The organism is Planomonospora antibiotica (genome assembly GCF_014647955.1).
GTDB lineage: Bacteria > Actinomycetota > Actinomycetes > Streptosporangiales > Streptosporangiaceae > Planomonospora > Planomonospora parontospora.
Genome location: NZ_BMQE01000011.1, coordinates 157,482 through 182,670 on the forward strand (window position 1 = coordinate 157,482; position 25,189 = coordinate 182,670).

Below are 25,189 nucleotides of genomic sequence, written 5' to 3' on the forward strand. Positions count from 1 at the left end.
TGTCCCCCTTTCTGACCAGGTCAGGTCAGGTCGGTTCGGTGGTTCAGGCGTCGATGAGTTCGTTCAGGTCGGCCTCGGTGATCTCCGCGCCGCAGGTTCCCGCGGTGATCTCCTCCCACGCGGGGGTGAGGTCGGCGTACATGCGGGCGGCGTGTTCGGCCGCGTGCTCGGAGACGTAGAAGGAGCGGGCGCGGTACCACTGGCCGTCCTGGCCGGCCACGATCGCCACCCCGGGCGTCTCGGCGGGGATCGCGCGGGCGGACACCAGCGCGGCCGGGTCGAGGTCGCCGAGGGTCATGGTCGCGGTCTCCGGGTCGTTGACCCGGTGGCAGATGCGGCCGGAGCACTGGGCGCGCAGCGCCGTGACACCGGGGCCGAGGTCGGAGCCGATGCGCTGGCCGCAGCAGAACAGGTAGATGCCGAAGGCCCGCCCGAGCTGCGCCACCCGCAGCAACGCGGTTGAGGTCTTGGCGATCTCGTCTTTCTCGCTCTTGTCGGCCATCAGGTACAGCTCGGCCAGCTCGTCGACCAGGACCACGACCGGCACCGGCCGCACGCCCGGTGGGAGCTGCCAGATGTTGCGCGCCCCGGCTTGGCGGCACAGGCCCATGCGGTCGGCCATCAGCGCCACCAGGTCATCGAGCAGGCCGACGCACTCGGCGCGGGATGTCGCCAGCGCCGACAGCCGAGGGCCGTACGGGGTGAACTCCACGCCGCTCTTAAGGTCGAAGCCGACCAGGGCGACCGGTTGCGGCGATAGGCCGACGATGAGCGCGTTGGCGAGGTTCGACTTGCCGGACTGCGTGGCCCCGGCGTTCAACCAGTGCGGCACGGTGCGGAAGTCGATCTCCCACGGTTTGCCGGTCTCCAGCCGCCCCACGGTGACCTTCAGCAGCTCCGAGGACGGCGGGATCTCGTCCACCCGGACGAGAGGATCGCGCATGGTCGCGGCCAGTACGACCCGGCCGGGCCGGGGCGAGGAGACCCGTACGGCGTGCACCCGCCAGGAGTGCGCGAGCCGTTCGGCCGCCTGGGCGTAGTCGTCGGGGATCTGGCCCTCCAGCAGGTGGACTGTCACCCGCCAGCCGTACCGGGTCGGTCGGGGCAGCCACATCCACGGCTTGGTGTCGACCGCGATGCGCTGGAAGCGGCGGCGGACCTTGACCATGCCGGTGGAGGCGACCGCGTTGGGGACCAGGGTGAACCACCAGCGGTGGCGCTTCTTGGTCAGGCCGCAGCCGAGGGCGACCTTGCGCCAGGTGGTGCGGACGCTGACGGCCATGAGCGGGTAGCCGACCACCAGCCAGAAGGACCGGTAGTGCCAGCGCCGCCAGGTCCACAGGCCGGCCACCGCGACGGTCAGGACCACGAAGGCGTCGAGGAGTCTCAGCAGCAGGTCATCACGCAAGGGCGCTCACCTCCGCCGGGACGATCGAGGTGGCCCGGTAGCTGATGCCCCACCGCACTTCGCCGTTTCGGGTCTGCTCCCACACGAAGCCGACCAGGTCGACCGGGTGGACGGGCATGCCGAGGGTGACGGGCGGTTCTCCGGAGGTGTTGACGCGGATCAGCTCGATGCGGCCGGCGCTGTTGATGGCCGACAGGGCGACCTCGTAGACGGGGGTGCCGTTCTTGTCGGTCTTGATCTCGCCGGTGTCCTTGTTGAGCAGGCGCGGGCGGGGTGCGGCGACGCAGACGAACTGCAGCTTGGTCGTGTCGACCGGGATCGGGATGTTGCGCATGGCGGGTGACCTCCTATTCGTCGTGGTCAACATAGTTAACCTAGTTGGCTGAGTTGTCAATGTTCTCAAGGTTGGCTTGGTTCCGCGGCTGTGCTGAACTAGAGGCAGACGACGCGGCGGAAGAGGGACGGATGGTCAAGCACACCGGGCGGCCCGGCTACTTGCAGATCGCCGACGATCTGCGGGAGCAGATCCGTGGCGGTGCTCTCGCGCTCGGTACCCCGCTGCCCTCCACCGCCCAGTTGGCCGAGCAGTACGGCGCATCGCTGAGCGTGGTGAAGATGGCCGTCGGCATCCTGCGGAACGAGGGCCTGGTCGTCGGCCAGCAGGGCAAGGGCGTGTTCGTCCGGGAGGACGCGGCGCCGGCCCCGCCACCCGCCGACGAGATCACCGAGATCCGCCTCACGCTGCGCGAGTTGTCGGAGCGACTCGCGAAGGTCGAAGCGGAGCTGTCCGACCGTAGGTAGCGCTCTCGCCCCGGACGTGGCAGCCGGTCACCCGGCGAGCCAGGCCCGCAGTGCGGCTCGGAGGCGTCGCGGCCAGGTGCATGCGCCGGTCCTCCTGGCGCATGCCGACCATGACGAGCACGTAGCCGACGAGCACGGCCGCCCCGAGCACGAGGCCGATGATCAGCGGGATCGCGGTCACGTCCAGATCACCCCCGCCTCGGCGAAGTCCTGCGGGCGACCGGCCGGCCGCCGGGTCTCGCCGCGCCGCCCGCCCGCCTTGCGCCGCTTGGCCGTACGGCGCAGCCAGCGCGCCAGCGCATGGCACTTCCGGCAGAGCGTCTGCCCCTCCTCTACGGTCGCGCCGCAGGCGCAGACCGGTCCTTCCTCTAGCGAGGCCATCAGGTCGATCATGGTTGTGTCTCCCTTCGTCGAGTCGGTGTCGTGCGGTGTGACACCGAGAATCCGCCCGAAGGGTGGGACGAGATCACTACAGGACGGGACATGTTCGGGACGTCCGGCATACGATGTCGAGGTCCCCGGACGTCCCTGACGGGCAGGTGAGATGGCGAACGAGCGGCTGCGCGCGGCGCTGTTGGCGAAGGGTATGAGTGTCGCCGTGCTGGCCGAGGCCATCGCGGTGGATCCCAAGACCGTCGAGCGGTGGATCACCAAGGGACGCGAGCCGTACCGGAAACACCGATTCGCCGTGGCGTCGCTGCTGGGTACAGACGAGACCTACCTGTGGCCACAGGCCCTCAGCCAAGAGCAGGTCGTGGCCGCGTCCGAGAGCGAGATCATCAATGTGTACCCGCATCGGTGGACGATGCCCCGGGGCGCGTGGGAGAGCCTGTTCCGCGGCGCATCAGAAAAGATCGACATCTTGGTGTACGTCGGGATGTTCCTTGCCGAGGATGCCGGGCTGATCCGACTTCTCGCCGAGAGGGGCAGGTCCGGGGCTCAGCTTCGCGTACTGCTCGGTGACCCGGAATCCGAGGAAGTGATCCGGCGTAGCTCTGATGAGGGCATCGGCAAGGACGCGATCTCAGCAAAGATCCGGAATGTGCTCTCCCTGTACGCGCCGCTGCGCGAGGTGGCCGAGTTCCGAATGCACGGTACGACGCTCTACAACTCGATCTTCCGGGCGGACGATCAGGTTCTCGTGAACACGCACGTGTACGGCGAGGTGGCCTCCAACGCCCCAGTGCTGCACCTGCGCCGGGTGGCCGGCGGAGACATGGTGACCACGTACCTGGACAGTTTCGACAAGATATGGAACGAAGCCCGCCCGGTAGAGTGGTGATCATGTCTCGGCGGATCGACTACCACGACGACCCCGGCGCCCCCACGCCCAACAGCATGGTTCCGTCCGTGAACGCGGTGGTCACCAACGACGCCGGCGACATCTTGATGATCCACCGCACCGACAACGACAACTGGGCACTCCCCGGGGGTGCGATCGATCTGGGCGAGTCGGTCCCGCAGGCCGCGGTACGCGAGACGGCAGAGGAGACCGGGATCACGTGCGAGATCGTCGGAATGGTCGGGATTTACACCGACCCCCGGCACGTGATCCTTTACACGTCCAACGGCGAGGCCCGGCAGGAGTTCTCCATCGTGCTCACCGCGCGTGCCGTCGGGGGATCGCCAACGACGAGCAGCGAGTCACGTGAAGTACGGTGGGTCCCGCGCGAGGACGTCCTGTCCCTCCCGATGGACCGGGCGATGCGGATGCGGATCGAGCACTATCTGAAGGGTGCCGACCTACCGCACATCGGCTAGCGCCGCTTCAACGGAGGCGACCGCGGCCAGCAGCAACGGTTCGTTGATGCCGATGACACGGGTCACCAAATCACCGGGACCATAACGGGCGCGAATCTCCGCCAGACGCTCATGCACGGTGAACCGCTCGCCGCTCGGGCCGGTGGTGATGTCACAGTAGATGAGCGCTTCGGCCAGCTCGGACCGTCCCTCATGGAACTCAGCGGTCAACAGGTCGATCAGACCGCGCTCCCGAGCCTCGTTGATCGCCCCCGAGTGGTAGGCCACCAGGCCGCACAACGTGGCGTCGGCCCGCTCGACGTCTCGCAGGTAGCGTGCGCCGTCGAGCGGATGGAACCCGGTGTCGATGAGGTCGGGTGCATATCCGATGTCATGCAGCCAGGCCGAGGCGATCAGCAGGTCTGCTTCCGACCCGAGGATCGGCGCCAGTGATTCGGCCTTCGCGGCCACCCCTTGCGAGTGCGCCCAGCGGCGCGGCAACGGCTCTTCCAGGATGGTTCTGGCCAGCTCACGGGCCCATTCAGCTTGTCCCATGCGGTTCACGATAAATGCCGGACCCCAGGGGACTTCCAGGGTCCGGCCAGGGACGTCCTGAGACGTCTCAATCCCGATCAGGACGGACGAACCGACCCTTACCGTGCTCGGTGGTGATCAGCCCCTCCCGCTCCAAGTCGGCCAGGCCGCGGCGGACGGTGTTGCGGGAAGCCCCGTACCGACGGCGAAGGACATGCTCACTCGGCAGCACCGTCCCGGCGGCCATCGTCCCGGCGTGGATCTGCTCGCGCAGGTCCCGGGCGATCACTTGGTAGCGGTACGCCGCCACGGCGTGCCCGTCGCCGGCCACCATGCGGCCCTTGCCAGGCAGGGTGACGATCAGCCCTTCGTTCTCCAGGACGGCCAGGCCCCGGCGGGTGGTGGTGCGGGCCACGCGGAACTGCGCGCTCAGGGCCGTCTCGGAGGGCAGAGCGCTTCCCGGCGGGTAGGTGCCCGCGGTGATCTGGGCGCGGAGCCGGTCGGCGAGTTGCCGGTAGACCCGCCCGCCGGTCAGCCACCTGCTCTCATGTTCGGACATCGTGTCAGGAGCGGTAGGCGTTGATGATCCGGCTGAGGTCGAGGCCGAGTTCTCCCTGTTCGCCCTCGCGCCAGCCGGCCCGTGCCGCTTCGGCGATCCGGTCGGCCGCGGGGAACAGCTTGAGGCAGGAGACCCGTTCGTCGTGCTGGTCGCCCCAGTAGAACCACTGGAACGGCAGGTGGAGGTAGACCCGGCGGGCGCGGAAGGTGCTGTCGGTGACGTCCAGGCACGGCCGATCCTTGTCATCGATGATCAGAACCGCGATGACCTCCCGGTCCACCAGCTCGTTGCGCAGCGCGGTGAGCAGGTCGACCTGATAGGCCCGCTGGTTGGCTTTCACGGCACTCATGGAGACTCCCATCTGTGGAGGGCGGACCCGATACCCAGGTGGGTCCGTGCCGACGAGCTTCGTTCGAGGGGCGGGACTTCCCTACCACGACTTAGGGACGTCTAGGGACGTCTCGTGTTACCGTCGCAGGCACCGGCCCTGCTGCGGAAGGTGCGCCCCCTCATGAACGAGAACCTCCGTCACGCGCTCATCCGGGCGCGACTGCAACCCGTCGACATCGCCGCCCGCCTGGCGGTGGACCCCAAGACCGTCGCCCGCTGGATCAGCGGCCGGATCCCCTACCCCCGCCACCGCCTGGCGGTCGCCGACCTCCTCGGCGTGGACGAGGGCGAGCTCTGGCCCGAGCAGGCCGAAGGCCGGCGGATACTCCCCGGGGAGATCAAGGCGGTCTATCCGCACCGCTGGGCCGTACCGGCCGAGACCTGGCGCGGCTTCTTCCAGGCGGCGGAGAAGGAGATCGGCATTCTCGTCTACAGCGGCCTGTTCCTGGCCGAGGATGCCGGCCTGTTGCGCGTCCTCACCGAGCAGGCCCGCGCAGGCGTCCGGGTCCGTATCGCCCTGGGCGACCCCGACAGCCCACAGGTAGCGGCCCGAGGAGTCGAAGAGGGCATCGGCGGTGACGTCATGGCCGCCCGCGCCCGCAACGCCCTGGCCCTCTACCGACCCCTCCAAGACGTCGACGGCATCGAGGTACGGCTCCACCGCACGGTGCTCTACAACTCGATCTACCACGCCGACGACGGTCTCTTGGTCAACCTGCATGCTTACGGCACCCGAGCCCCGGAGGCACCGGTCATCTACCTGACCCGCACCGAGACCGACAACGCCGCAGCGACCTACCTCGACAGCTTCGAACGAGTCTGGAACGAGGCCGAGACGACGAGCACCCACCAGGCCTGAGGACACACCAACGGCCCGAAGAGCACCGAGCGCGGCACGGTCAGTCCCACCACAAGACGACGGCCAGACTGCGACGTGCAGCCCCGGCATAGAACCCGAGAAGCGCGGTGAGGTGCCGCTCCAGGTAGTCCCGGGAGGAGTCGACACCCGGGAGGAGTTCGCCGGCCATGCCCGGAGCTTCACCGTCGGGAGACGACAGAGCTCCCAGCACCACTGACTCCGCCTCCGGCAGCATCGATGCCACCAAGGCGACCGCAACAGGCTCCAACGCGGTGACCGGATGCTCCCATACCGCGTCCGGGTGGTCCTGGTACGACGGGTTCACCTCTGTGTCCCCGGTCAACGCTCGCCGAAGCACGGCAAGGACCTCAGGATCGGTACAGGCCAGTTCGCCGATGCGCAGGAGCGGCCCCGGAGACCAGTCCAGATCCAGGTGATCAGAGCGGGGAGCCATCTCGAAGGAGCACAACCGGTCCAGCTCATCAGCCGAAGCCCGGCAGGACTCCAACCACTGCTCCGGAATCCGGGCAAGCTGCTGCGTTACGGCCATGCCCAACAGCCTGACAGGCTCCGCCAGCATGATCGAACGTAACTTATCTTCTCGTCTTCAAGGGCGGTCCGCTCCGCGGCCCGCCGCGCGTTGGGCGGTCGCCGGCCGCGCTGCGGCTCTTCGGCCGGTCGCGGCCGCGCCGCCCGCGCGCTGAAAAACCACTGCGGACCATGCCGGAAGCCTATAGATGTGAGGCCCCGCCCATCTGTCCTCAGAAGCGGGACCTCACGGAGGCATCCTAGAGGGCCACAGCCAGCACTCCAAGCCCGGCCGCAAGCGGTACAGGGTCAGCCGCTCAGAGCACCTCGAACATCCATGGAAGCGTCGGAGCGGTTCAGGGGCGGAGCCAGTCCTGTGTCCAGCCGGTGTACTTCAAGTCGGCGATCTAGGAGGCAAGCACTGCTAGTCGCCCTTAAAGTTGAGTCCAGCGATGCCCCCGAGAGACACAGAGTGTGGCACGGAGGGTGAGACACGCCCACGGAATGGAAGATCGATCATGAGCAAGTCGCTACTTGAGCAGCTCCCCGGTATTGTCGCGGCCGGCAAGCGCCAAGCTGCTCAGATCCTTGAGCACCTTGAAGGACGCAACCGTGTCACTCTCCAGACCCGCGAGCTTGTGATTCCGTCTAAGGACACTTCTAGCCTCGACTTATTCCGTCATGTGCAACACACCGAGAGCATGAACGACGCTCCGCTAAGCGATGGGCCATCCAATCGTCTCGTCTACGGAGATAACCTTCTTGCTATGGCAGCATTACTGGCTGGCGACGAAGACAGTCCGAGCCTGCGCGGCAAGATTGATCTCATTTACATTGACCCCCCATTTGATTCGAAAGCGGACTATCGCACAAAGATTACACTTCCTGGTACGACAATCGAACAGCGACCCACCGTTCTCGAGCAGTTCGCCTACTCCGACACATGGGCGGATGGGACAGCATCATATATCGCAATGATGGTCCCCCGTCTAGTTTTGATGCGTGAACTACTTGCGGACTCCGGTTCGTTCTATGTTCATATTGACTATCGCGTAGCTCACTACTTGAAGATAATTCTCGACGACATATTCGGTCGCGACTCATTCGTAAATGAGATTGCATGGCCAGGCGCCATCGGAGACTCTTCGGCAAAGAATAAAAAATTCATCAAATCCCACGATACGCTTTTCTTTTACAGGAAATCTCCGTCTCACATCGTATGGAATGATGTCTTCCAGGCCCATGCGGAGACGAATGAAAAACGCCTCAAGAGTGACGACCTGGGCGAATACCGACTTGGTCCGATTGATAACCCTGGAGGCGGTGGTTACCAATACGAACTAGGACTCGGAGAGAAGCCTCCGGCTGGCGGCTACCGGATGCCCTACGAAACAGCCATTCAATGGCTGAACGAAGGAATTTTGGTTGTAAAACCCGGACGTGTACCTCAGAAAAAAATCTACCTCAATCCTGATGGTGTAAGATGCCGAGATGTTTGGTCGGACATCCAGACCCTACAAAAAGGCGAAACCACGGGCTATGGCACACAGAAGCCCGGAAAACTCCTAGAAAGAGTAATCAAGGCATCCTCGAATGAGGGTGACATAGTCGCCGATTTCTTTGTTGGATCTGGTACTACTGCTGCAGTGGCCGAACGGCTTGGCCGTCGATGGATTGTGACAGACATGGGAAAACCAGCAGTAATGGTGACCCGCAAGCGTCTCATCGACCAGAACGCCAAGCCTTTCTTGTATCAAGCAATCGGTGATTACCAGGTTGAGCAGGCACGGTCAACACTTGGCCGATCTTTCCGCGTTGGCGATCTCGCCAAGGTCGTGCTCAACTTGTTCGGTGCCCTGCCGCTACCGCACGAGGACAACGTGAACGGCAGCCTTGGCCGCTTGCCTAACTCTCGTACTCTGGTATTCGCCGACAGCCCGTCGAAGCTGACGACCGTGTCAACACTTCGTCGTGCACAGGGATACCGCGATAGCAAGCTCGGTGGTTTCGATAAGGTGATCGTACTTGGCTGGAATTTCTCAGCCGGCATCGGCGAGGACATCGCAGCTCTCAACGACCCCAACCTTGAAGTCCTCGTCATCCCGCCAGACCTACTTGACCGGCTTAAGAAGAAGGGGGCTGACAAACTAGCAAGCCAGGTTCGTTTCGCGAGTCTGCAATATCTCCAGGCACGAGTCGCGTCCTTCAAGGACACCAAAGACGGCCAGGAATTGCGCATAGATCTTGAAAACTACGTGCTGCTATCTCCCGAATCAATTAGCCTGGATGAAAAAAATCGGTCCGCACTTCGCGATGTCATGAACGCTGAACCACTCTCCCTAATCGAGTACTGGGCAGTTGACCCGGACTACGATGGCGAAGTATTCAGGTCTGTCTGGCAGGACTATCGCGGCAATACTGAGAACGATAGCGATCCGCTGCGCGTCGTCACATCTGCACGAATGCAACTCCCTCCCAAGGGAAGTGCACGCCGGATCTGCGTCCGAGCGGTTGACGTTTTCGGTTTCGAATCCGAGGTCGTGATCGACGGTGTGGAGGTAGATCAGTGAATCAGCGCCATAATCTCTTTCCTCTCGCCGTTGGACTTTCCAAGCGTATCAACAGCCAGATCCCTAGCCTTGTTTCGGGACTTTCAACTGAGCTACTTGAGCATGTGACGCCAACTACGGCGGAACTGCTGAAGTTCTGGTTCCAGCAGGATTACTGTGACCTGCGTACCTTCAATTTCCACGAAGGGCAGCGCTCAGCTATCTTGCACATTATCTATGCGCATGAAATTATCGGCGCGAAGAGCCTGCGCGAACTTTATGAAGCCGTCGCCGGTGAAGCGATCCTTGACAGCGGCATCCTCGGTGAGATTACGCGCGATCGGCATGCGCACCCGAAATATGCAGCAAAGATGGCGACCGGCACAGGTAAGACATGGGTGCTAAATGCACTGCTAGTTTGGCAATACCTTAATAAGGTAGCTAATCCTCTGGATGAGAATTTCACTAGCAACTTCTTACTAGTCGCTCCAGGATTGATCGTTTATGATCGCCTACTGGACTCGTTTCAAGGCAAGCTAGTCGGCGGGGAACGCGACTTCACTACGAGCGATATCTATCAGCAGCAAGAGCTATTCGTTCCGGAAAATTACCGTACTCAGGTTTTCGGATTCCTGCAATCGTCGATAGTTCCCAAGGCGGAAATCGGCAAAAAAGTTACTGGATCTGGCCTAGTAGCGATCACTAACTGGCACCTACTCGCTGGGCAAGAGGATCCAGATTTTGTATCCGACGAAGAAGATATAGAGGCTTCTGGTCGCGAGATCGATCCTAAAGCTGCAGTGGAGAGCTTTTTCCCTCTGGCTCCTGGAACCGCAACAGGAAACGCTCTCGACGTACTGGACCGTCGTTTCCTTCGCGGGGGTCCACTAGCTGCACTGAAGGACCTACCTGACCTCCTAGTGTTCAATGACGAGGCTCACCACATCCATGAAGTCCGCAAAGCCGATGAAGTTACGGACGTGGAGTGGCAGAAGAGCCTAATGGAGATTGCCTCTACTAAGGGATCTCGCTTCATCCAGATCGATTTCTCTGCAACTCCATACAACGAGGTCGGTTCAGGAAAGAAGAAGGGCCGGCAGTACTTCCCGCATATCGTTGTTGATTTTGACTTGACCTCAGCTATGCGCGCTGGGTTAGTGAAGTCTCTCGCTCTGGATAAGCGAAAGGAAGTCGCCTCGCTTCCCTTAGACTTCAAAGCTGAGCGAGACGAAACGAACCGTGTAACCGGTCTATCTCAAGGTCAGCGTGTCATGCTTCGAGCTGGCCTCCGAAAGCTTCAGATCCTGGAGGAGCAGTTTACCTCTGCCGATCCATATAAACACCCAAAGCTACTGGTGATCTGTGAAGACACCACCGTTACTCCCCATGTCGTAGAATTCTTACAGAGCACCGGATTGTCTGAGGGTGACATTCTTCGGGTCGACTCTGGTCGTAAGCAGGAGCTCGGACCAAAGGATTGGGAGCCAATTCGCGAACGGCTCTTTGATGTCGACCGCCATAAGCAGCCAAAAGTCGTCGTATCGGTACTCATGCTCCGCGAAGGGTTCGATGTTAACAATATCTGCGTCATAGTACCTCTACGCTCCTCTGAGGCCTCAATTCTGCTAGAACAGACAATTGGCCGCGGTCTACGCCTGATGTGGCGAGGTAACAACGCGATTGACGAACTTAAGCGCGAAACTCGCGAACGGATCGCTAGACGTGAGGAGCCGACAAACTACTTCGATGTGCTCTTCATCATCGAACATCCAGCCTTTTCTAGGTTCTATGAGGAGCTGCTCGGCGGCGACCTTGTTGGAGAGGTCGGTGATGACGCTGACTCCGCGGAAGCCACCGGTGACCTGGAACATATTGACCTACGCGAAGGTTTCCAAGCATACGATTTCGAAGTGCCGATTATTATTCGCGATGCCGATGAGGAGCTAAAACAGCCAAGCATCGATCCACTGAAGCTCACCCCGAGCAAGTATCAGATCGACTGGCTTATCCAGCAAATCGGCAAGGGCGATCGATTCGTTTCTCATGATGCACAAACAGGAACACAATATGGCGACTATCGCGTCGATGGCGGAATCCTAACCGCTACGGGGTATAACGACTACCTATCTCGTATGACTACGCGTATCACCGAAGCACTCGGTCGTAGTTTGACTAGCAGCGCAGGGAAATATAAGGAAATCAGCCAATTTCCAATCTTGCAGGCATACAAGCCTCTATTGACAGGATGGCTCGATTCTTATATCCGAAATCGGCTATTTAACTGCAGCTTCGACCCATTAGCGGAAGAAAAATGGCGCGTCCTGCTGATCGATGATGTAGCGCACGAAATTGCAGGAGTATTCGCTACCAAACTCGTCGAATTGCAGGAGACTCAATCTGCCGCAGAAGCATTAATCCAGTACCGAATGCTGTCTGAGGTAAAGACCATTCCGGTCCGATCCAGTTCGAGCGTCGACGTCAAGAAATGCATCTATCCCAAACTTCCGGTCCCGTCTAAGGGTGGGGGCCTGGAGAGACTGTTCATTGAGTGGGCCGATAAAGATACTCGAATTCAGGCTCTCCTGAAGATACATGAGTATCGACATGCTTTCCTGCGGCGCCCATATCTTAAGGCAGACGGCATGCCTGCCCAATATTCCCCAGACTTTCTCGTTCGCACGGATACCGACGTGTATGTAGTTGAAACTAAGGCGCAGTCTGCGCTCAGCGACGAGAATGTCAAGCGTAAGCAACGAGCAGCACTTGCGTGGTGCGATCAGATCAATCAGCTCCCGAGTTATCAACGCGGTGATCTTTACTGGCATTACGCACTGCTTGGTGAGAGCATTATTCACGACTGGCATGCCAAGAATACCCGCGTAAGCGAACTTCTCGACTACGCGCGTCTACGACGTGCTGGAGCACTTTCTCAAGAAAGACTTCTGTGACACAAGCAGACAGAGAAGCCCTCAAGGCCAATAAGCCTCATTAAATGTCGATAGGTCACCCAATATTAATTGAGCGATCTATCGACATTTTCCCAAGATCTGTTTTTGCTCTCCTCGTAAGAGATTGGCCAATGGGTCAGAATTGATTTATTCGCTTGGTATATAGCGTCATGCTGCCGCGCCGCTTCCGGTGCTCGGGCCTAGGGGCCCTGCGCTCCGGGTCGGCTTGCCACCGAGTAACGTGGTGGCCGGCCTCGCGGGGGTGCGGGCTGCGCGGGGCATTCGCGCAGCCCACTCCGCATGCGCCAGCTGTACGGCTGCACTCCCTTCAAACCGGCACCAGTCCCGCCTCTGCCAGTCCTTGTAGAGGGCACCAGCGAGGCAACCTCAGGGCACAACGAGGGCACACTGCGCCGGGAAACGGCCTGAAACGACGGCAGGTGACGAGGGGTGTAACAGCAGCTCAGAGCCACGATCAGGGGATCTCCGCAGGTCGTCGGCTGGCCGGGTTCGGTTCACGAACTACCGTTAACCAGGCGGGAATCAGCGTCTCCACTGGGATTCCGTGATTCTGATCCTTGATCAGGGCACATCCAGGGCACACGGCCGGGGCAGGAGGTCTCCCATGCCCCGGCCGCTCACCCGTCCGAGGCGGTGAGACCCATGTTCCACCTCGCAGAGGATCCTGCTCAGGAGACCTTCGTCAGAGCCGTCCGGGTCACGACGGTCCGCGTGGCCGGCATCGTCTTCGACCCGCAGAAGCCGTAACAGCCGCCCGCTCCAGAGGCGGGCCAACTGCTCCCGGGGCGGCGGATCCTCATCCCCGCGGTGTACGAGCGCAGCCTCCCGCCGGGGGATTCCCGCAGTCGACTGCTGGACGATCATCGGCTCATGAGAACCCCGATCAGGTACGTCCAGAGGACCGTGTCGTCGGCCGCCCGGTTGTTCTCGAGTGCGTTCGGGTACGGCACCGCCGCCACCGGAGCGGTGCGCAGACCGAGAACCCTCAAGATCGTCAGTGTGGTGCTCGCCGTGCTGGTCGGCCTGCCGGCCGTGGGAGTCACCGGGCTTCTCCTCTGGGACGGCGGCATCGACACCGATCCGCGCCGGGAGCTCCTCCACGGTGTCCGGATCGACCTGCGGACGGCAACCACGCGGCTCGGTCCGATCGAGTACGACCTGTACGGCGCGGAAGGTCCCGTCCTGCTGTCCGTCCATGCCGGGCTCGGCGGAGCCGACCAGGGGCGCCTGTTCGCCGGCTGGCTGCAGCAGGACGGGTTCCGCATCCTGAGTCCCTCCCGGCCGGGTTACCTGGGCACACCGTTGGAGAGCGGCCGGACCAACGAGGAGCAGGCCGATCTGCTCGCCGCCCTGCTGGACGAACTCGGCATCGACCGGGTCGGGGTCCTCGCGGTCTCGGCGGGGAGCCCGGTGGGCTACACCTTCGCCGCACGCCATCCGGATCGGATCTGGGGGCTGATCTCCGTCGGCGGAGTGAGCAAGCCCCAGCCCGCGAAGCCAGCCTCTTCGTTGCGGAGGACGTTCCTGAACGCCGTCGGCCAGAAGCTCGCCCTGCTGACGGCGCGGCTCTCGTTCGAGACCATCGTCGCGGGCACCTTGGACGAGACCAGCACCTTCACCGAGGAGCAGCAGGCGGAACGCACCTCGTACATCATGAGCACCCCGCGCGTGTGGGCGCTCTTCGAAGCGATGTTCGATACGACGTTCCCCTACCAGGAGCGCTGGGCGGGCACCGACAACGACGCGGTGCAGGCCCGGCGCGGCGACCTGCCTCTGGGGCGGATCGCGGCTCCCGCACTGCTGATCCACGGCACCCAGGACGGCGATGTGCCCTTCGACCACGGGGAGTTCGCCGCCGCGCGGATACCTAGAGCGGAACGGCACTGGATGGAGCGCGACGACCACCTGGGCTTCTGGCTCAGCCCGGCGGCGGACCGGGCACAGGCCGCAGCGAGGGCGTTCCTCCGGCGGCACGCGCCGGACGGACGAGGGTGACCCCGCAAGCCCCCGTGCGGGAGTAGGGGTTCAATCCGGTGGAGCGAGCCGTACCAGCAGGTTCTCGACGGAACCGTCGAGGTCGGCCTGGAGCAGGCCGTTGTTCACGCCGGGCCTGCAGCCCGGCAGGACGGTCACCTCGGCCGGCGGCCCGTCCGGGTAGCCGAACGAGAGCCGGAACACGTCGTGGGCGGCCCTTCCGATCTCCTGGCACTGGTTCTCGCTGGGCACGGTCTCCAGCGAGTTCAGCGCCGTGGCCAGGGCTTGGACGACCTGCCCGCCGTACCCCGTCCGGGGGTGCCGTCCGGCGTGCGGATCGTGCCTGCAGCCCACGACCGAGACGGGCCCTTCGGGCACCATCCGCTCGACCTGGCCTCTCCGGCCGGTACCGACTCCGCAGGGGTCGGGCCGTACGGGATCCCAGGCTCCCCGCCGGTAGGCGGCGGTGATGCGGGGTCCGATGTACGAGCGGCTGTGGGCGGTGCCGTTGGTGGTGTCCATGCAGGAGTTGGGCTCTTCGGCGCTGCCCAGCCACAGGGCCCGACCATCGGGGTAGGCGAACCGGATCAGATAGCTCGTCGCCGCTCCTGCCCATCAGCGTGACGGCGACGGCGGCGACCCGGCGGGTGATCCTCATGACGCCGAGACGCCCGCCCCGCCTGATCGGTTCAACCGGCCGTCAGCCTGTGGCGAGCGAGTCCAGCACGTCCTGGGGCGCGGCGCCGAGGCGCTCCCGCTGGGGGAAGCGCCCCACCGGGACGCGGGCCACCTCCTCCGCGGTGGCGTAGTCGATCACGGAGACGACGTCCTGGTTGCTGAGGGAGACGAAGCAGTGCCGGCCGTCCACGCTGGTGGCGGTCCAGTACGGCAGGCTGTCGGCGGCGTAGTGCCGGTATCCGGCCACGGACAGCGAGGGCCGTTCGACGATCGCCACGTAGTCGTCGATCGTGCCCGCCATGCAGAGCCTCCGCTCGTCACCGGAGAGCGCCATGCCGTGGTGGGCAGAGTTCTGCGGATAGGCGTCCGGGGACATGTCCCGGGCCCGGTCGCTGAACGGCATGGTGACCGTGCGGACGGTCCTGCCGGCGTTCAGGTCGTACTCGATGAACCCGTTGAGGTAGGACAACTGGGCGTACATGTACCTGTTGTCGGCGGTGAACACCGAGGGCCGCACGCCGTAGGCGAACCGGTGGGTCCGCAGGACCCGGTGCGTCCGGGCGTCGACCACCGTCACCCTCTTGTCCCCCTTGAGCACGTTCAACGCCCTGGGCAGCGAGGTGACGCCGATGCTCTGGTTGTACAGCAGCGTCCCGTCCGGGGAGTAGTCGTTGCCGTGCGGATAGGTCCCGGTCGGGAAGGAGGCGACGGACCGCCCGTCGGCCGTGTCCAGGACCACCACTTTGGCGGCGGTCAGCGCGGAGACGACGAACCGGGTGCCGTCCGGGGAGAGCGCGGCGTGATCGGCCTTGAATCCCTCGATCTTGTGGCGCCACAGGATCCTGCGGGCCTTGACGTCGAAGGCGACCACGTCGGCGAGGTTGCCACGGGAGACGTAGAGCGTCCGGCCGTCCGGCGAGAGCGCCATGTCGTCGACGAACTTCCGGTAGCCCTGCGCGGCGTTGACCGCCTCGTATCCGGCTCTCTCCACCGGGTTCATCGCCGCGAGCCGCTCCTCCAGGTCGGGGATCGCGTCGAGCGAGCCCAGGTTCTGGAAGGTGCGGCCGTCGATGAAGCTGACCGTGCCCGCCTGGGCGTTGCCGACCAGCAGCACGTCGCGCAGCGGCTCGGTGCGCGCCGTGCCCCAGGCCGCGTTCGTGCCGGCGAAGGTGACGGCGGCGGCGCTCACCGATACGGCCAGCCTCTGCAGGCACCTGCGGAGGGCGGTGCGGGAAACAGCCATCTCCGATCCTTTCGACGGCCCCCGACACCAGACATGATCGGCAATTCTGTGTGATGCACCTCACACTTCCTAGGCACTCCGGAGCCAAACTCCGGGCACCGGGCTGTCATGCGGCGACAAGCCGGGCTTCCGTCCGCGCTTTCCGCTCCACAGCGGTGGATTCCCCGTCGGCCCCTCGCATCCGCACCCGCTTCGTCCCTTTCATCCCGTCCGCACCCGCAGGCACGCTGCCGCGCGGCCGCAGGCACACCGCTCCACACCCGCAGGCGCGTAACCCGCACCGCCTCACGCCCGCACCCGCACCCGCACCCGCACCCGCACCCGCACCCGCACCCGCACCCGCACCCGCACCCGCAGGCACACCGCCTCACGCCCGCAAGGAGTTCCCGTGCTTCCCCGGAGCCTGGAGAACCGACCCCGTGACCGACTCGTGACACAACCTTTCGCGGCCGGGCCGCATCTATCCGGGCGACGAAAGGAGTCCTTGATGGGCCCGATCTCCCCCTCACGCGCGCTCGCCGCGCTCACCCTCGCCGTCGCAACGGCCACGACCACGACCACGATCGCCACCCCGGCGCAGGCGAACACGGGAGCCGCCTCCGCCACCCGCTCCGCCCCGGCCTCGGCGGCCTCTACCGACGCCGACGCCGACGCCGACGCCGTACGGTACGCCTGGCTGAAGAGCTGCACGAAGAAGGACGCCGCGGCCCCCTGCGGCGCCTGGACGCTGAGCCTGCGCAGCGGGAGGACCGTCAGGCTGCCCGACGCCCGGGTCCATCCGGCGTACGCCGGCGGTAAGAGCGACACCAGCGCCGGAGCCCTTTTCACGGTCAGCGGTGACGGCCGCGTCGTGAACTACTTCAAGGGCGACCGGCTCGTGGTCCGGAACGTGTCGAGCGGGAAGATCCGCTCCCTGCCGGGCAGGGCCGCCTCCCTGCCCGGAGGGCTGGACATGAGCGAGGTGGACGTCGCGCTCTCCCCCGACGGCTCGATCGTCGCGGTCGACTACCTCGACACCGCCGCGAGACTGCCCACCCTGATCGCCGACGTGGCGAACGGCAGGGTCGCCGAGCTGCCGCCGGGCGACACCGTGCTGGGTTTCAGCCCGGACGGCCGGCACCTGCTCACCAGCCGGTTCACCGACGACAACACCACCGAGTTCAGGGTCTTCGACACCGGCGGGCGCAGGACCGCGAGCCAGGTGGTCCCGCAGGTCGTCTCCAACAACTCGCCAGTCGCCCTGGCCGACGACGCCACCACGGTGGCGCTGATCGTCACCGGCGCCTCGGGCGCCTCGCGGCTGCGTACCTACGACCTGGCCTCCGACACCGTCTCCGACGCGGTCGCACTCGGCATCCCCGAGGGGGAGACCCCGCAGCGGCTCTTCTGGGACCCGGCCGGGGCGCTGACGCTCTGGACCTCGCGCGGGGACTCGGAAGGCGACATCACCTCCGCCGTGCAGCGGACGGTCGGCGCGGCGACCGGCACCACCCGCAGGCTTGACTCCTTCAAGATCAAGTCCGGTCTCTGGACGTGGTGGTTGCCGGGCGAGTGAGCTCGGTTATCTTCCCTTCCATGGGGAAAATCCACGACAGGATCGACGACCGGCTGCGCGCGTTCATCGGAGCGCAGCCGGTCTACTTCGTCGCGACCGCTCCTGAGCAGGGCGGTCACGTCAACGTCTCCCCCAAGGGATACTCCGACACCTTCACCGTCATCGACGACGCCACGGTCGCCTACCTCGATCTCGACGGCAGCGGCGTGGAGACCATCGCCCACCTCCGCCAGAACGGCCGCATCACGATCATGTTCTGCGCCTTCTCCGGCCCGCCCAACATCGTGCGCCTGTACGGCACGGGCCGCGTCGTCGTGCCGGAGGACCCCGGCTTCCCCGAGCTGCTCGCGAGGTTCGGCCCGCACCCGGGGGTGAGATCGATCATCGTCGTCGACTGCGACCGCATCGCCGACTCCTGCGGTTTCTCCGTCCCCTTCATGTCCTACGACCAGGACCGCACGCTGCTGGACGAATGGGCCCAGCGCAAGGACTCCAAGGCCAAGCGCGCCTACCGGGCCAAGAACAACCGCGAGAGCATCGACGGCATCCCCGGTCTCTCGCCCGGGGAGACCGACCCCGCCGTCCTGCACTCCTAGGACCGCCGGTACGGGTTCCAGCGGACTCCGGGTACCGGCTTCAGCGGCGGTAGCCGGCCATGCGCTCCAGGCGGGCGACCCGCTCGGCGGTGGGCGGGTGGGTGGAGAACATCCGGCCGATCCCCGCTCCCCGGAAAGGGTTGGCGATCATGAGGTGCGAGGTCGAGGCGAGGCGGCCGTTCTCCGGGAGCGGGAGCCGCCTCGCACCCATCTCGATCTTCCGCAGCGCCGAGGCGAGGGCCAGCGGGTCACCGGTCAGCCGGGCGCCCGACTCGTCCGCGTGGTACTCCCGGGAGCGGGAGATCGCCATCTGGATCATGCCGGCCGCCACCGGGCCGAGCACCATCATCAGCAGCGCACCGAGGAAGCCCGGCCCCTCGTCGTCGTCCCCGCCGCCGAAGAACATGCCGACGTAACCGAGATAGGTGATCATCGTGGCGAGCGCTCCGGCCACCGACGAGATCAGGATGTCCCGGTTGTACACGTGCGACAGCTCGTGGCCGATGACCCCGCGCAGCTCGCGCTCGTCGAGGAGCTGTGTGATGCCGTAGGTCACGCAGACCGCGGCGTTTCGCGGGTTGCGCCCGGTGGCGAAGGCGTTGGGCTGCATGGTCGGGGAGACGTAGAGCCTCGGCATGGGCTGGCGGGCCTCGGTGGAGAGCTCGCGCACGATCCGGTAGAGGACCGGCTGCTCGACCTCGCCCACCGGCCGGGCGCGCATCGCGGACAGGGCGATCCGGTCGGAGAGGAAGTAGGCGGCACCGTTGCCCAGCAGGGCGATCACGACCGCGATCCGCACGCCGACGCCGCCTCCCAGCCACGCCCCCGCCGCGATGATCACCGCGGACAGCGCACCCAGAAGGATCGCGGTGCGCAGACCGTTGTGCCGCACGACATCTCCCACCCGGTTGATGCTGGTTCCTGCAGTGACGTTGATGCTGGTTCTGCAGTGACAACGTCTCCGGCCCGGCCGAGCGTTCCCCGGAACGCTCAGCGCGAGGCGATCAGGAAACCCGGCACCAGGTCGAGCACCGCCTGCGGAGCCGCAGAGAAGGCCACCGCGGCGATGCCGGACAGGGCGATCGCCACGCCCACGGGCAGCCATCCGGCAGCTGAGCCGGGTCCCCTGCGGGCCGCACCGGACGCCGCGCGGGCCGCACCCGGCGCCCCGGTAGCGACATCAGCGGTGGCTGCATCCTCGGTGGCGACATCCTCGGTGGCGACATCCTCGGTGGCTGCATCAGCGGTGGCTGCATCGGCAGTGACGGTAACGGTGACGGCGGTCCCGTCGGCGGCCGGTGCGCGTGCCGGGACCGGGGTGAGGATGCGGGCGGCCCAGGTGGCGTAGTAGTAGAGACCGATCACGGTGTTGACCGCCATCACGGCGGCCAGCCACGCCCCGCCACCGTCAACGATCTCCCGGAACACCACGATCTTGGCGAACAACCCGGCCAGCCCCGGCGGCAGACCGGCCAGGCAGATCAGGAAGAACACCAGCGACAGGCCCGCCGCGGGACTGCGGAAGGCCAGCCCCCGGTAGCCGTCGATGCCCTCCTGTCCGTCCCGCCTCGACACGAGCATGACCACGGCGAACGCCCCCAGGTTCATCGCGGCGTAGAACACCAGGTAGGTGATCGAGGCGTTCGCCGCCTCGCGGGTCTGGACGCCGAGGGGGGCGAGGATGTAGCCGGACTGGGCCACGGACGACCAGGCGAGCAGGCGGACCGCGTGGCGCTGCCGGAGGGCCAGAAGGTTTCCGACGGTCATGGTCAGCGCCGCCACGATCGCGATGATCGGAGCCCAGACCGGCACCTGGGCGGGCAGGGCCGCGACCAGGATGAGGATCAGGCCCGCGAACCCCGCGGCCTTGGAGACCACCGAGAGCAGCGCCGCGACCGGGACCGGCGCCCCCTGGTAGACGTCGGCGGCCCAGGCGTGGAACGGCACCGCCGCGACCTTGAAGGCGAATCCCGCCAGGACCAGCACCATGGCCACGGTGAGCACGGGCGGCAGGTCGTGGGAGATCTGCAGCGAGGAGGCGTAGGCCTGCGGGCTCTCCGCCGGCGGAACGGGGACCGCGCCGGACCACGGTGTGTACGGACGCAGGGCCTGCGCCAGCCGGTCGAGGTGAACGGTCCCGGTCACGCCGTAGAGCAGGGAGACTCCGAAGAGCATCACCGCGGTGGAGACCACCGAGACCAGGAAGAGCTTGACCGCCGCCTCCGAGGCGCGGCCGTCGTAGCGCCTCAGCGCGGTGAGCGCGAAGACCGGCAGGGACACCAGCTCCAGGGCGACCACCAGCGTGATCAGATCGCGGGCCGCGGGCAGGACCACCGCGCCGGTCAGCACGCAGAGCAGCAGGAAGTGCCACTCCCCGGCGGGGACGTCGGCTCCGGAGGAGATCTCCGCCATCGACAGCAGCACCACCACGATCCCGGCCGCCAGCGCGAGCCCCGCGAAGACGAGCGTGAAGCCGTCCACCACGAACGAGCACGAGGGGCCCGCCGCGAGGGCGGGCAGGTCCCCCGCCGGAGGTCCGCCGCCGATCGCACCGGGCGGGATGAGACCGGGCCGCGAGGGCCCCGCCAGGCCTTCGGGCACGCAGAAGGTCCGCAGCGGCGCGCCGGTGCGCAGAGACTGCGCCACGACCGCGCCCAGCGCCCCGAGCACCCCGGCCAGCGTCACCCCGCCCAGCAGCGGCCGGGAGTACGGCCTGCGGGGCAGGAAGGCGTCCAGGAGCAGGACGAGACCCGCGACCAGCGCCAGGATCAGCGGCGGCGCGATCGCGTAGTGGTCGATCGACTGGATCACGGGGCCCCCACGAAGGTCCGGACCACCGGGTCGGTGATGAGCAGCAGCGCCTTCGGCCAGAGGCCGAACAGCAGGATCAGCCCGATCAGGGGCGCCCAGGCGGCCACCTCGTAGGCCCTGACGTCCCGGAGTCCTCCCCCGCCTCCGGGTCCGGCTTCCGCCACGGCGTCGCCGGGGCCCGTGCCGGCGAGCACCGGGGCGTGGACGGTCTCGGTGGGACGGCCGTGCGTGACGCGGGAGAGCATGACCAGGAAGTAGGCGGCGGTGAGCACGGTCCCGAGGCCGCCGACGGCCATGAAGGTCAGGAAGAGCGGGCGGGACAGGCCGGGAGCGGGCTCGAAGGCACCGAGGAGGGCGAGCATCTCCCCCCAGAAGCCGGCCAGGCCGGGCAGCCCGAGGGAGGCGACGCAGGCGAAGGTCAGCACGGATCCGAGGTGCGGCAGCCGTACCAGCATGCCTCCGCCGAGCGTGGGCATGTCGGCGGTGCCGTACCGCTCCTTGACGGCCCCGGCGACGAAGAACAGCAGACCGGTGATCAGGCCGTGTGCGATGTTGCCGAACAGGGCGGCGTTGACCCCGACCGGGGTGAGCGTGGCGAAACCGAGCAGCACGAAGCCCATGTGGCCGATCGAGGAGTAGGCGATCATCCGTTTGAGGTCGCGCTGGGCCAGGCACGCGAGCGAGCCGTAGACGATGCCGACCACCGCGAGGGCGCCGAGCCAGGGGGCGACAGCGGCGGCCCCGTCGGGCAGGACCGGGATCGCGATGCGGGCGAAGCCGTAGGTGCCCATCTTGAGCAGCACGCCGGCGAGCAGCACGGAACCGACCGTGGGAGCCTCGGTGTGGGCGTCCGGCAACCAGGTGTGCAGCGGCCACATCGGGGTCTTGACCGCCAGCCCGACGCCGATCGCCAGGAAGGCGATGATCTGCACGGCCCGGGGCATCCCGGTGCCCTGCGCCCCCGCGAGGGAGACCATGTCCAGGGTGCCGGTCTGCGCCCAGACGAGCAGCAGGCCGACCAGGAGCGCGACCGAGCCGAGCAGCGTGTAGAGGATGAACTTGGTCGCCGCCGCGCGCCGGGCCCGGCCGCCCCAGACGGCGATCACGAAGTACATCGGGATGAGGACGACCTCGAAGAAGACGAAGAAGAGCAGCAGGTCGAGCGCGAGGAACGTGCCGATCATGCCGACTTCGAGGACCAGCAGGGTGAACACCAGGGCCCGGGGACGGTTGCCGCCCGGCCGGGGCCGCAGCAGCTGCCCGGGGCCGTCGGAGCGGCCCCAGCACAGGTAGACGAAGCAGAGGAAGGTCAGCAGCGCGGTCAGCACGACCAGCGGGAGCGAGATCCCGTCGACGCCGAGGTGGAACCGGAGGTCCAGGCCGGGGATCCAGGCGAGGTCCGTCGTGAACTGCACGCGTGCCGGATCCGTGTGGTCGAACCCGGCCGCCAGCACCACCGCCAGCAGGAGCGTGATCCCGGAGACGGCCAGCCCGTGCAGTCTCAGCAGCCGCCCCCTGGCCGCCGCGTCCGCCGGGAGCGGTGCCAGCAGCGCGGCGGCCCCGGCGAGCGGCACCGCGAGAAGCGCGATCGGCACCCAGTTCATCGGCACGTCGCCTCCCGGCGGATCGGGGGCGGCCATATCCGGTGGATCGGGAGCAGCCCCGCCCCGGGGATCAGGAGCGGGCTCACCGCGCCCGTCCCCTGTGGCAGGAGGGAACTCATCCGAGCACCACCGCCCCGACCGCGATGAGCAGCACGCCCGCGAGCAGGCCCGTCAGGTAGAGCTGCAGGTTGCCGTTCTGCGCCGACCGCATCAGACCGGACAGTCCCAGAGCCGCCCGGCCGGAACCGCGCACCGCGCCGTCCACCGCCCGGTCGTCGGTGCGGACGACCAGTCCGGCGAGGGCGAGGACCGGGCCGACGAACAGCTTCCGGTAGGCGGTGTCGACGTAGAAGGCCCGCTCGCAGGGGGCCCGGAAGGGACCGAGCATGCGGGCGGGGTCGGTCCGCGGGTCGCTCCGCCACACGGCGTAGACCGCCCCGGCGCCCAGCAGCGCCACCGCGACGCTCAACGCGGCGGTGCCCCAGTGCACGCCGGCGGCACCGGCGAAGCCCAGCAGCAGGGCGGGCACCGCGAGCACCAGGATCGGCCGGCGCATGGTGGCCGGAGCCTCGTGGACGTCGATCACGTGGGCCGTGCCGGGGGCCGGCTCGGGAAGGGCGACCGCGGGACGCTCCCCGAAGAAGGTGCGCAACCAGGCGCGGGTGGCGTAGGCGCCGGTCACCGCGACCGTGGCCAGGGCGCTGCCGTACAGCAGCAGGGCGGCGGCGTCGGTGAGCGGTCCCTGCGAGACGGCCCGCTCGACGGCGACCAGGACCTCGTCCTTGCTGAAGAACCCGCTGGCCGGAGGGAGGCCCATCAGGGCGGCGAAGCCGATCGTCATCGCGGCGAAGGTGACGGGCAGCTCCCGGCGCAGGCCGCCCATCGCGCTCATCAGGTTGGAGCCGACCGCGTGGATGACCGCTCCGGCGCAGAGGAAGAGCAGGGCCTTGAAGGCACCGTGGGTGATCAGGTGGAAGACCGCGGCGCCGTCGGAGCCCGCGGCCAGGGCCGCCGCCATGTAGGCGAGCTGGCTGATCGTGGAGTAGGCCAGGACGCGTTTGAGGTCGTCCTGGGCGAGGGCCGCGAGGGCTGCGCCGAGCATGCCGAGGGCGGCCAGGATCGCGAGGACGTCCAGGGTGGGACCCGCCTGGAGGAAGACCGGGTAGAGGCGGGCGACGAGGAAGATCCCGGCGGCGACCATGGTCGCCGCGTGGATGAGCGCGCTGATCGGGGTCGGGCCGGCCATCGCGTCCGGGAGCCAGGTGTGCAGCGGGACCTGGGCGCTCTTGCCCGCCACCCCGGCGAGGAGCAGCATCGTGGCCGCGACGACCGTGCCGGAGGACATGTCCGGAACCGCGGCGAGGACGTCGGCGACCTTGAAGCTCCCGGCCGCCGAACCGAGGACGAAGATCCCGAAGAGGAAGCCGACGTCACCGAGCCGGGTGACCAGGAACGCCTTGACCGCCGCGCGGGAGTTGGCCCGCTCCTCCCACCAGTGCCCGACCAGGAGGTAGGAGCACAGGCCCATGATCTCCCAGCCCACGTAGAGGACGATGAGGTCGGCGGCGTAGACCACCAGGAGCATCGCGGCGGTGAACAGGCTGACGAACGCGCTGTAGGACGGGTAGCGGCGGTCGCCGTGCAGGTAGCCGATCGAGTAGACCTGCACGGCGAGCGCGACGACGGTGACCAGGACCGCGACGGCCGTGGACAGACCGTCGAGCTGGAGGCCGAGCGCGATCGGCACCGAGCCCGTGTCGACGACGGTGAGCGTCCCGGTGACGGCGGGGACGTCGGATGCGGCCGCGAACGGGAACGGCCCTCTCCGGCCGTCGCCGAACCTCGCCCAGTGGGTGGAGGCCAGCCAGACCGCGAGGGCGGCGGAGGCCGCGGTGGGGACGGCCGCGATCCAGGCGGCCCGGCGGTTCGCGGCCGTGTCGGCGGGTCCGCCCCGGGCGTGCCCCGGCCAGCGCGATCCCAGCAGCACCACGGCCGCGGACAGGAACGGCAGCGCGACGGCGAGTGCGGCGAGGGCGATCACGGCGTCACCGTCCCTGGAGCCGTGCCGTCCGGCTCGGAGGCGCCGGGTTCGGCCAGGGCGCGCAGGCGGTCGAGGTCGACGGTCCGGCGGTTGCGGTAGAGCGCGAGGATGATCGCGAGGCCGAGGCCGACCTCGGCGGCGGCGATCACGATGACGAAGAGCGTGAGGACCTGGCCGCCGTGGAGCCGGTCGCGCAGCCAGACGTCGAAGGCGACCAGGTTGAGGTTGACCGCGTTGAGCATGAGCTCGACCGACATCAGGACGAGGATCGTGTTGCGGCGGGCGAGCACGCCGTACACGCCGATGGAGAACAGCAGCGCCGAGACGACCGCCGGATAGACGATGTGCAC

23 protein-coding genes are annotated in these 25,189 nt (G+C 66.5%); 9 read left to right on the forward strand and 14 right to left on the reverse strand.

The genetic code is table 11. The annotated features are described in order from the left end of the window. Positions 1-43: 43 nt before the first annotated feature. Both IEZ06_RS13535 and IEZ06_RS13540 read right to left on the reverse strand, forming a co-directional pair. The gene (locus tag IEZ06_RS13535; protein ID WP_229798073.1) at positions 44-1,408 is read right to left on the reverse strand and encodes an FtsK/SpoIIIE domain-containing protein; all 1,365 of its coding nucleotides are present in this window, start codon (positions 1,406-1,408) and stop codon (positions 44-46) included. Next, positions 1,401-1,742, reverse strand: a complete 342-nt coding sequence (locus IEZ06_RS13540; protein ID WP_189237030.1) for an SCO3933 family regulatory protein — start codon at positions 1,740-1,742, stop codon at positions 1,401-1,403. The genes IEZ06_RS13535 and IEZ06_RS13540 overlap by 8 nt, the downstream gene beginning before the upstream one ends. Positions 1,743-1,873: 131 nt before the next feature. On the opposite strand from IEZ06_RS13540, the gene IEZ06_RS13545 reads away from it, so the two are divergent. Next, entirely contained in the window at positions 1,874-2,209 is a 336-nt protein-coding gene (locus tag IEZ06_RS13545) for a GntR family transcriptional regulator (RefSeq protein ID WP_189237031.1), read from the forward strand. 177 nt (positions 2,210-2,386) lie between these two features. Here IEZ06_RS13545 and IEZ06_RS13550 read toward each other — a convergent pair whose 3' ends face one another. Then, positions 2,387-2,602 carry a hypothetical protein gene (locus tag IEZ06_RS13550; protein WP_189237032.1) on the reverse strand — a complete coding sequence of 72 codons (216 nt, stop codon included), beginning with the start codon at positions 2,600-2,602 and terminating at the stop codon, positions 2,387-2,389. A 151-nt stretch (positions 2,603-2,753) separates the two neighbouring features. Between IEZ06_RS13550 and IEZ06_RS13555 the strand changes: the two genes are divergently transcribed. Both IEZ06_RS13555 and IEZ06_RS13560 read left to right on the forward strand, forming a co-directional pair. After that, a complete protein-coding gene (locus IEZ06_RS13555; RefSeq protein ID WP_189237033.1) occupies positions 2,754-3,491 on the forward strand; it encodes a helix-turn-helix domain-containing protein in 738 nt (245 codons plus the stop codon). 2 nt (positions 3,492-3,493) lie between these two features. Then, entirely contained in the window at positions 3,494-3,970 is a 477-nt protein-coding gene (locus tag IEZ06_RS13560; RefSeq protein ID WP_189237034.1) for an NUDIX hydrolase, read from the forward strand. Here IEZ06_RS13560 and IEZ06_RS13565 read toward each other — a convergent pair. The 3 genes from IEZ06_RS13565 to IEZ06_RS13575 all read right to left on the reverse strand — a co-directional run bounded on the left by IEZ06_RS13565 (position 3,953) and on the right by IEZ06_RS13575 (position 5,391). Continuing rightward, entirely contained in the window at positions 3,953-4,504 is a 552-nt protein-coding gene (locus IEZ06_RS13565; RefSeq protein WP_189237035.1) for an HD domain-containing protein, read from the reverse strand. The two genes, IEZ06_RS13560 and IEZ06_RS13565, sit on opposite strands and share 18 nt — an antisense overlap. Before the next feature lie 67 nt (positions 4,505-4,571). Then, positions 4,572-5,042 (reverse strand): GntR family transcriptional regulator, encoded by a 471-nt coding sequence (locus IEZ06_RS13570; RefSeq protein ID WP_189237036.1) that lies wholly within the window; start codon positions 5,040-5,042, stop codon positions 4,572-4,574. Between the two features lie 4 nt (positions 5,043-5,046). Next, the gene (locus IEZ06_RS13575; protein WP_189237037.1) at positions 5,047-5,391 is read right to left on the reverse strand and encodes a hypothetical protein; all 345 of its coding nucleotides are present in this window, start codon (positions 5,389-5,391) and stop codon (positions 5,047-5,049) included. Between the two features lie 162 nt (positions 5,392-5,553). On the opposite strand from IEZ06_RS13575, the gene IEZ06_RS13580 reads away from it, so the two are divergent. Then, entirely contained in the window at positions 5,554-6,291 is a 738-nt protein-coding gene (locus tag IEZ06_RS13580; RefSeq protein WP_189237038.1) for a helix-turn-helix transcriptional regulator, read from the forward strand. Positions 6,292-6,331: 40 nt separating this feature from the next. Here the strand turns inward: IEZ06_RS13580 and IEZ06_RS13585 are convergent, their stop codons facing one another. After that, entirely contained in the window at positions 6,332-6,841 is a 510-nt protein-coding gene (locus IEZ06_RS13585) for a DUF1877 domain-containing protein (RefSeq protein WP_189237039.1), read from the reverse strand. Between the two features lie 496 nt (positions 6,842-7,337). Here IEZ06_RS13585 and IEZ06_RS13590 point away from each other — a divergent pair, with 496 nt between their 5' ends. The 3 genes from IEZ06_RS13590 to IEZ06_RS13600 all read left to right on the forward strand — a co-directional run bounded on the left by IEZ06_RS13590 (position 7,338) and on the right by IEZ06_RS13600 (position 14,332). Beyond that, the gene (locus IEZ06_RS13590) at positions 7,338-9,389 is read left to right on the forward strand and encodes a site-specific DNA-methyltransferase (protein ID WP_189237040.1); all 2,052 of its coding nucleotides are present in this window, start codon (positions 7,338-7,340) and stop codon (positions 9,387-9,389) included. Further along, complete coding sequence (locus tag IEZ06_RS13595; protein WP_189237041.1) at positions 9,386-12,316, forward strand: DEAD/DEAH box helicase family protein; 2,931 nt, start codon at positions 9,386-9,388, stop codon at positions 12,314-12,316. Before IEZ06_RS13590 ends, IEZ06_RS13595 begins: the two co-directional genes overlap by 4 nt. 891 nt (positions 12,317-13,207) lie before the next feature. Next, entirely contained in the window at positions 13,208-14,332 is a 1,125-nt protein-coding gene (locus tag IEZ06_RS13600) for an alpha/beta fold hydrolase (RefSeq protein WP_189237042.1), read from the forward strand. 30 nt (positions 14,333-14,362) lie between these two features. Here the strand turns inward: IEZ06_RS13600 and IEZ06_RS13605 are convergent, their stop codons facing one another. Both IEZ06_RS13605 and IEZ06_RS13610 read right to left on the reverse strand, forming a co-directional pair. After that, positions 14,363-14,833 (reverse strand): hypothetical protein, encoded by a 471-nt coding sequence (locus tag IEZ06_RS13605; protein WP_189237043.1) that lies wholly within the window; start codon positions 14,831-14,833, stop codon positions 14,363-14,365. Positions 14,834-15,011: 178 nt separating this feature from the next. Next, entirely contained in the window at positions 15,012-16,232 is a 1,221-nt protein-coding gene (locus IEZ06_RS13610; protein WP_189237044.1) for a YncE family protein, read from the reverse strand. Between the two features lie 487 nt (positions 16,233-16,719). Here IEZ06_RS13610 and IEZ06_RS13615 point away from each other — a divergent pair, with 487 nt between their 5' ends. Beyond that, the gene (locus IEZ06_RS13615) at positions 16,720-17,787 is read left to right on the forward strand and encodes a TolB-like translocation protein (RefSeq protein WP_189237045.1); all 1,068 of its coding nucleotides are present in this window, start codon (positions 16,720-16,722) and stop codon (positions 17,785-17,787) included. A gap of 20 nt (positions 17,788-17,807) precedes the next feature. Beyond that, the gene (locus tag IEZ06_RS13620) at positions 17,808-18,383 is read left to right on the forward strand and encodes a pyridoxamine 5'-phosphate oxidase family protein (protein WP_189237046.1); all 576 of its coding nucleotides are present in this window, start codon (positions 17,808-17,810) and stop codon (positions 18,381-18,383) included. A 40-nt stretch (positions 18,384-18,423) separates the two neighbouring features. Here the strand turns inward: IEZ06_RS13620 and htpX are convergent, their stop codons facing one another. The 5 genes from htpX to nuoK all read right to left on the reverse strand — a co-directional run bounded on the left by htpX (position 18,424) and on the right by nuoK (position 25,189). Next, entirely contained in the window at positions 18,424-19,275 is an 852-nt protein-coding gene (gene htpX / locus IEZ06_RS13625) for a zinc metalloprotease HtpX (RefSeq protein ID WP_189237071.1), read from the reverse strand. A gap of 98 nt (positions 19,276-19,373) precedes the next feature. After that, entirely contained in the window at positions 19,374-21,194 is a 1,821-nt protein-coding gene (locus IEZ06_RS13630; RefSeq protein ID WP_189237047.1) for an NADH-quinone oxidoreductase subunit N, read from the reverse strand. Further along, complete coding sequence (locus tag IEZ06_RS13635) at positions 21,191-22,798, reverse strand: complex I subunit 4 family protein (protein ID WP_189237072.1); 1,608 nt, start codon at positions 22,796-22,798, stop codon at positions 21,191-21,193. Before IEZ06_RS13635 ends, IEZ06_RS13630 begins: the two co-directional genes overlap by 4 nt. Positions 22,799-22,913: 115 nt before the next feature. Then, positions 22,914-24,839, reverse strand: coding sequence for an NADH-quinone oxidoreductase subunit 5 family protein (locus tag IEZ06_RS13640; protein WP_189237048.1), 1,926 nt, complete (start codon positions 24,837-24,839; stop codon positions 22,914-22,916). Beyond that, positions 24,836-25,189 (reverse strand): NADH-quinone oxidoreductase subunit NuoK, encoded by a 354-nt coding sequence (gene nuoK, locus IEZ06_RS13645; protein WP_189237049.1) that lies wholly within the window; start codon positions 25,187-25,189, stop codon positions 24,836-24,838. The genes IEZ06_RS13640 and nuoK overlap by 4 nt, the downstream gene beginning before the upstream one ends.

What these genes read in the sequence shown, in the direction of transcription:
- IEZ06_RS13590 (WP_189237040.1), top strand. Translation starts at nt 7,338, where the DNA reads ATGAGCAAGTCGCTACTTGAGCAGCTCCCCGGTATTGTCGCGGCCGGC.
- IEZ06_RS13570 (WP_189237036.1), bottom strand. Translation starts at nt 5,042, where the DNA reads ATGTCCGAACATGAGAGCAGGTGGCTGACCGGCGGGCGGGTCTACCGG.
- IEZ06_RS13555 (WP_189237033.1), top strand. Translation starts at nt 2,754, where the DNA reads ATGGCGAACGAGCGGCTGCGCGCGGCGCTGTTGGCGAAGGGTATGAGT.
- IEZ06_RS13560 (WP_189237034.1), top strand. Translation starts at nt 3,494, where the DNA reads ATGTCTCGGCGGATCGACTACCACGACGACCCCGGCGCCCCCACGCCC.
- IEZ06_RS13620 (WP_189237046.1), top strand. Translation starts at nt 17,808, where the DNA reads ATGGGGAAAATCCACGACAGGATCGACGACCGGCTGCGCGCGTTCATC.
- IEZ06_RS13600 (WP_189237042.1), top strand. Translation starts at nt 13,208, where the DNA reads ATGAGAACCCCGATCAGGTACGTCCAGAGGACCGTGTCGTCGGCCGCC.
- IEZ06_RS13585 (WP_189237039.1), bottom strand. Translation starts at nt 6,841, where the DNA reads ATGGCCGTAACGCAGCAGCTTGCCCGGATTCCGGAGCAGTGGTTGGAG.
- IEZ06_RS13550 (WP_189237032.1), bottom strand. Translation starts at nt 2,602, where the DNA reads ATGATCGACCTGATGGCCTCGCTAGAGGAAGGACCGGTCTGCGCCTGC.
- IEZ06_RS13540 (WP_189237030.1), bottom strand. Translation starts at nt 1,742, where the DNA reads ATGCGCAACATCCCGATCCCGGTCGACACGACCAAGCTGCAGTTCGTC.
- IEZ06_RS13565 (WP_189237035.1), bottom strand. Translation starts at nt 4,504, where the DNA reads ATGGGACAAGCTGAATGGGCCCGTGAGCTGGCCAGAACCATCCTGGAA.
- IEZ06_RS13605 (WP_189237043.1), bottom strand. Translation starts at nt 14,833, where the DNA reads ATGGACACCACCAACGGCACCGCCCACAGCCGCTCGTACATCGGACCC.
- IEZ06_RS13610 (WP_189237044.1), bottom strand. Translation starts at nt 16,232, where the DNA reads ATGGCTGTTTCCCGCACCGCCCTCCGCAGGTGCCTGCAGAGGCTGGCC.
- IEZ06_RS13615 (WP_189237045.1), top strand. Translation starts at nt 16,720, where the DNA reads ATGGGCCCGATCTCCCCCTCACGCGCGCTCGCCGCGCTCACCCTCGCC.
- IEZ06_RS13545 (WP_189237031.1), top strand. Translation starts at nt 1,874, where the DNA reads ATGGTCAAGCACACCGGGCGGCCCGGCTACTTGCAGATCGCCGACGAT.
- IEZ06_RS13635 (WP_189237072.1), bottom strand. Translation starts at nt 22,798, where the DNA reads ATGAACTGGGTGCCGATCGCGCTTCTCGCGGTGCCGCTCGCCGGGGCC.
- IEZ06_RS13580 (WP_189237038.1), top strand. Translation starts at nt 5,554, where the DNA reads ATGAACGAGAACCTCCGTCACGCGCTCATCCGGGCGCGACTGCAACCC.
- IEZ06_RS13575 (WP_189237037.1), bottom strand. Translation starts at nt 5,391, where the DNA reads ATGAGTGCCGTGAAAGCCAACCAGCGGGCCTATCAGGTCGACCTGCTC.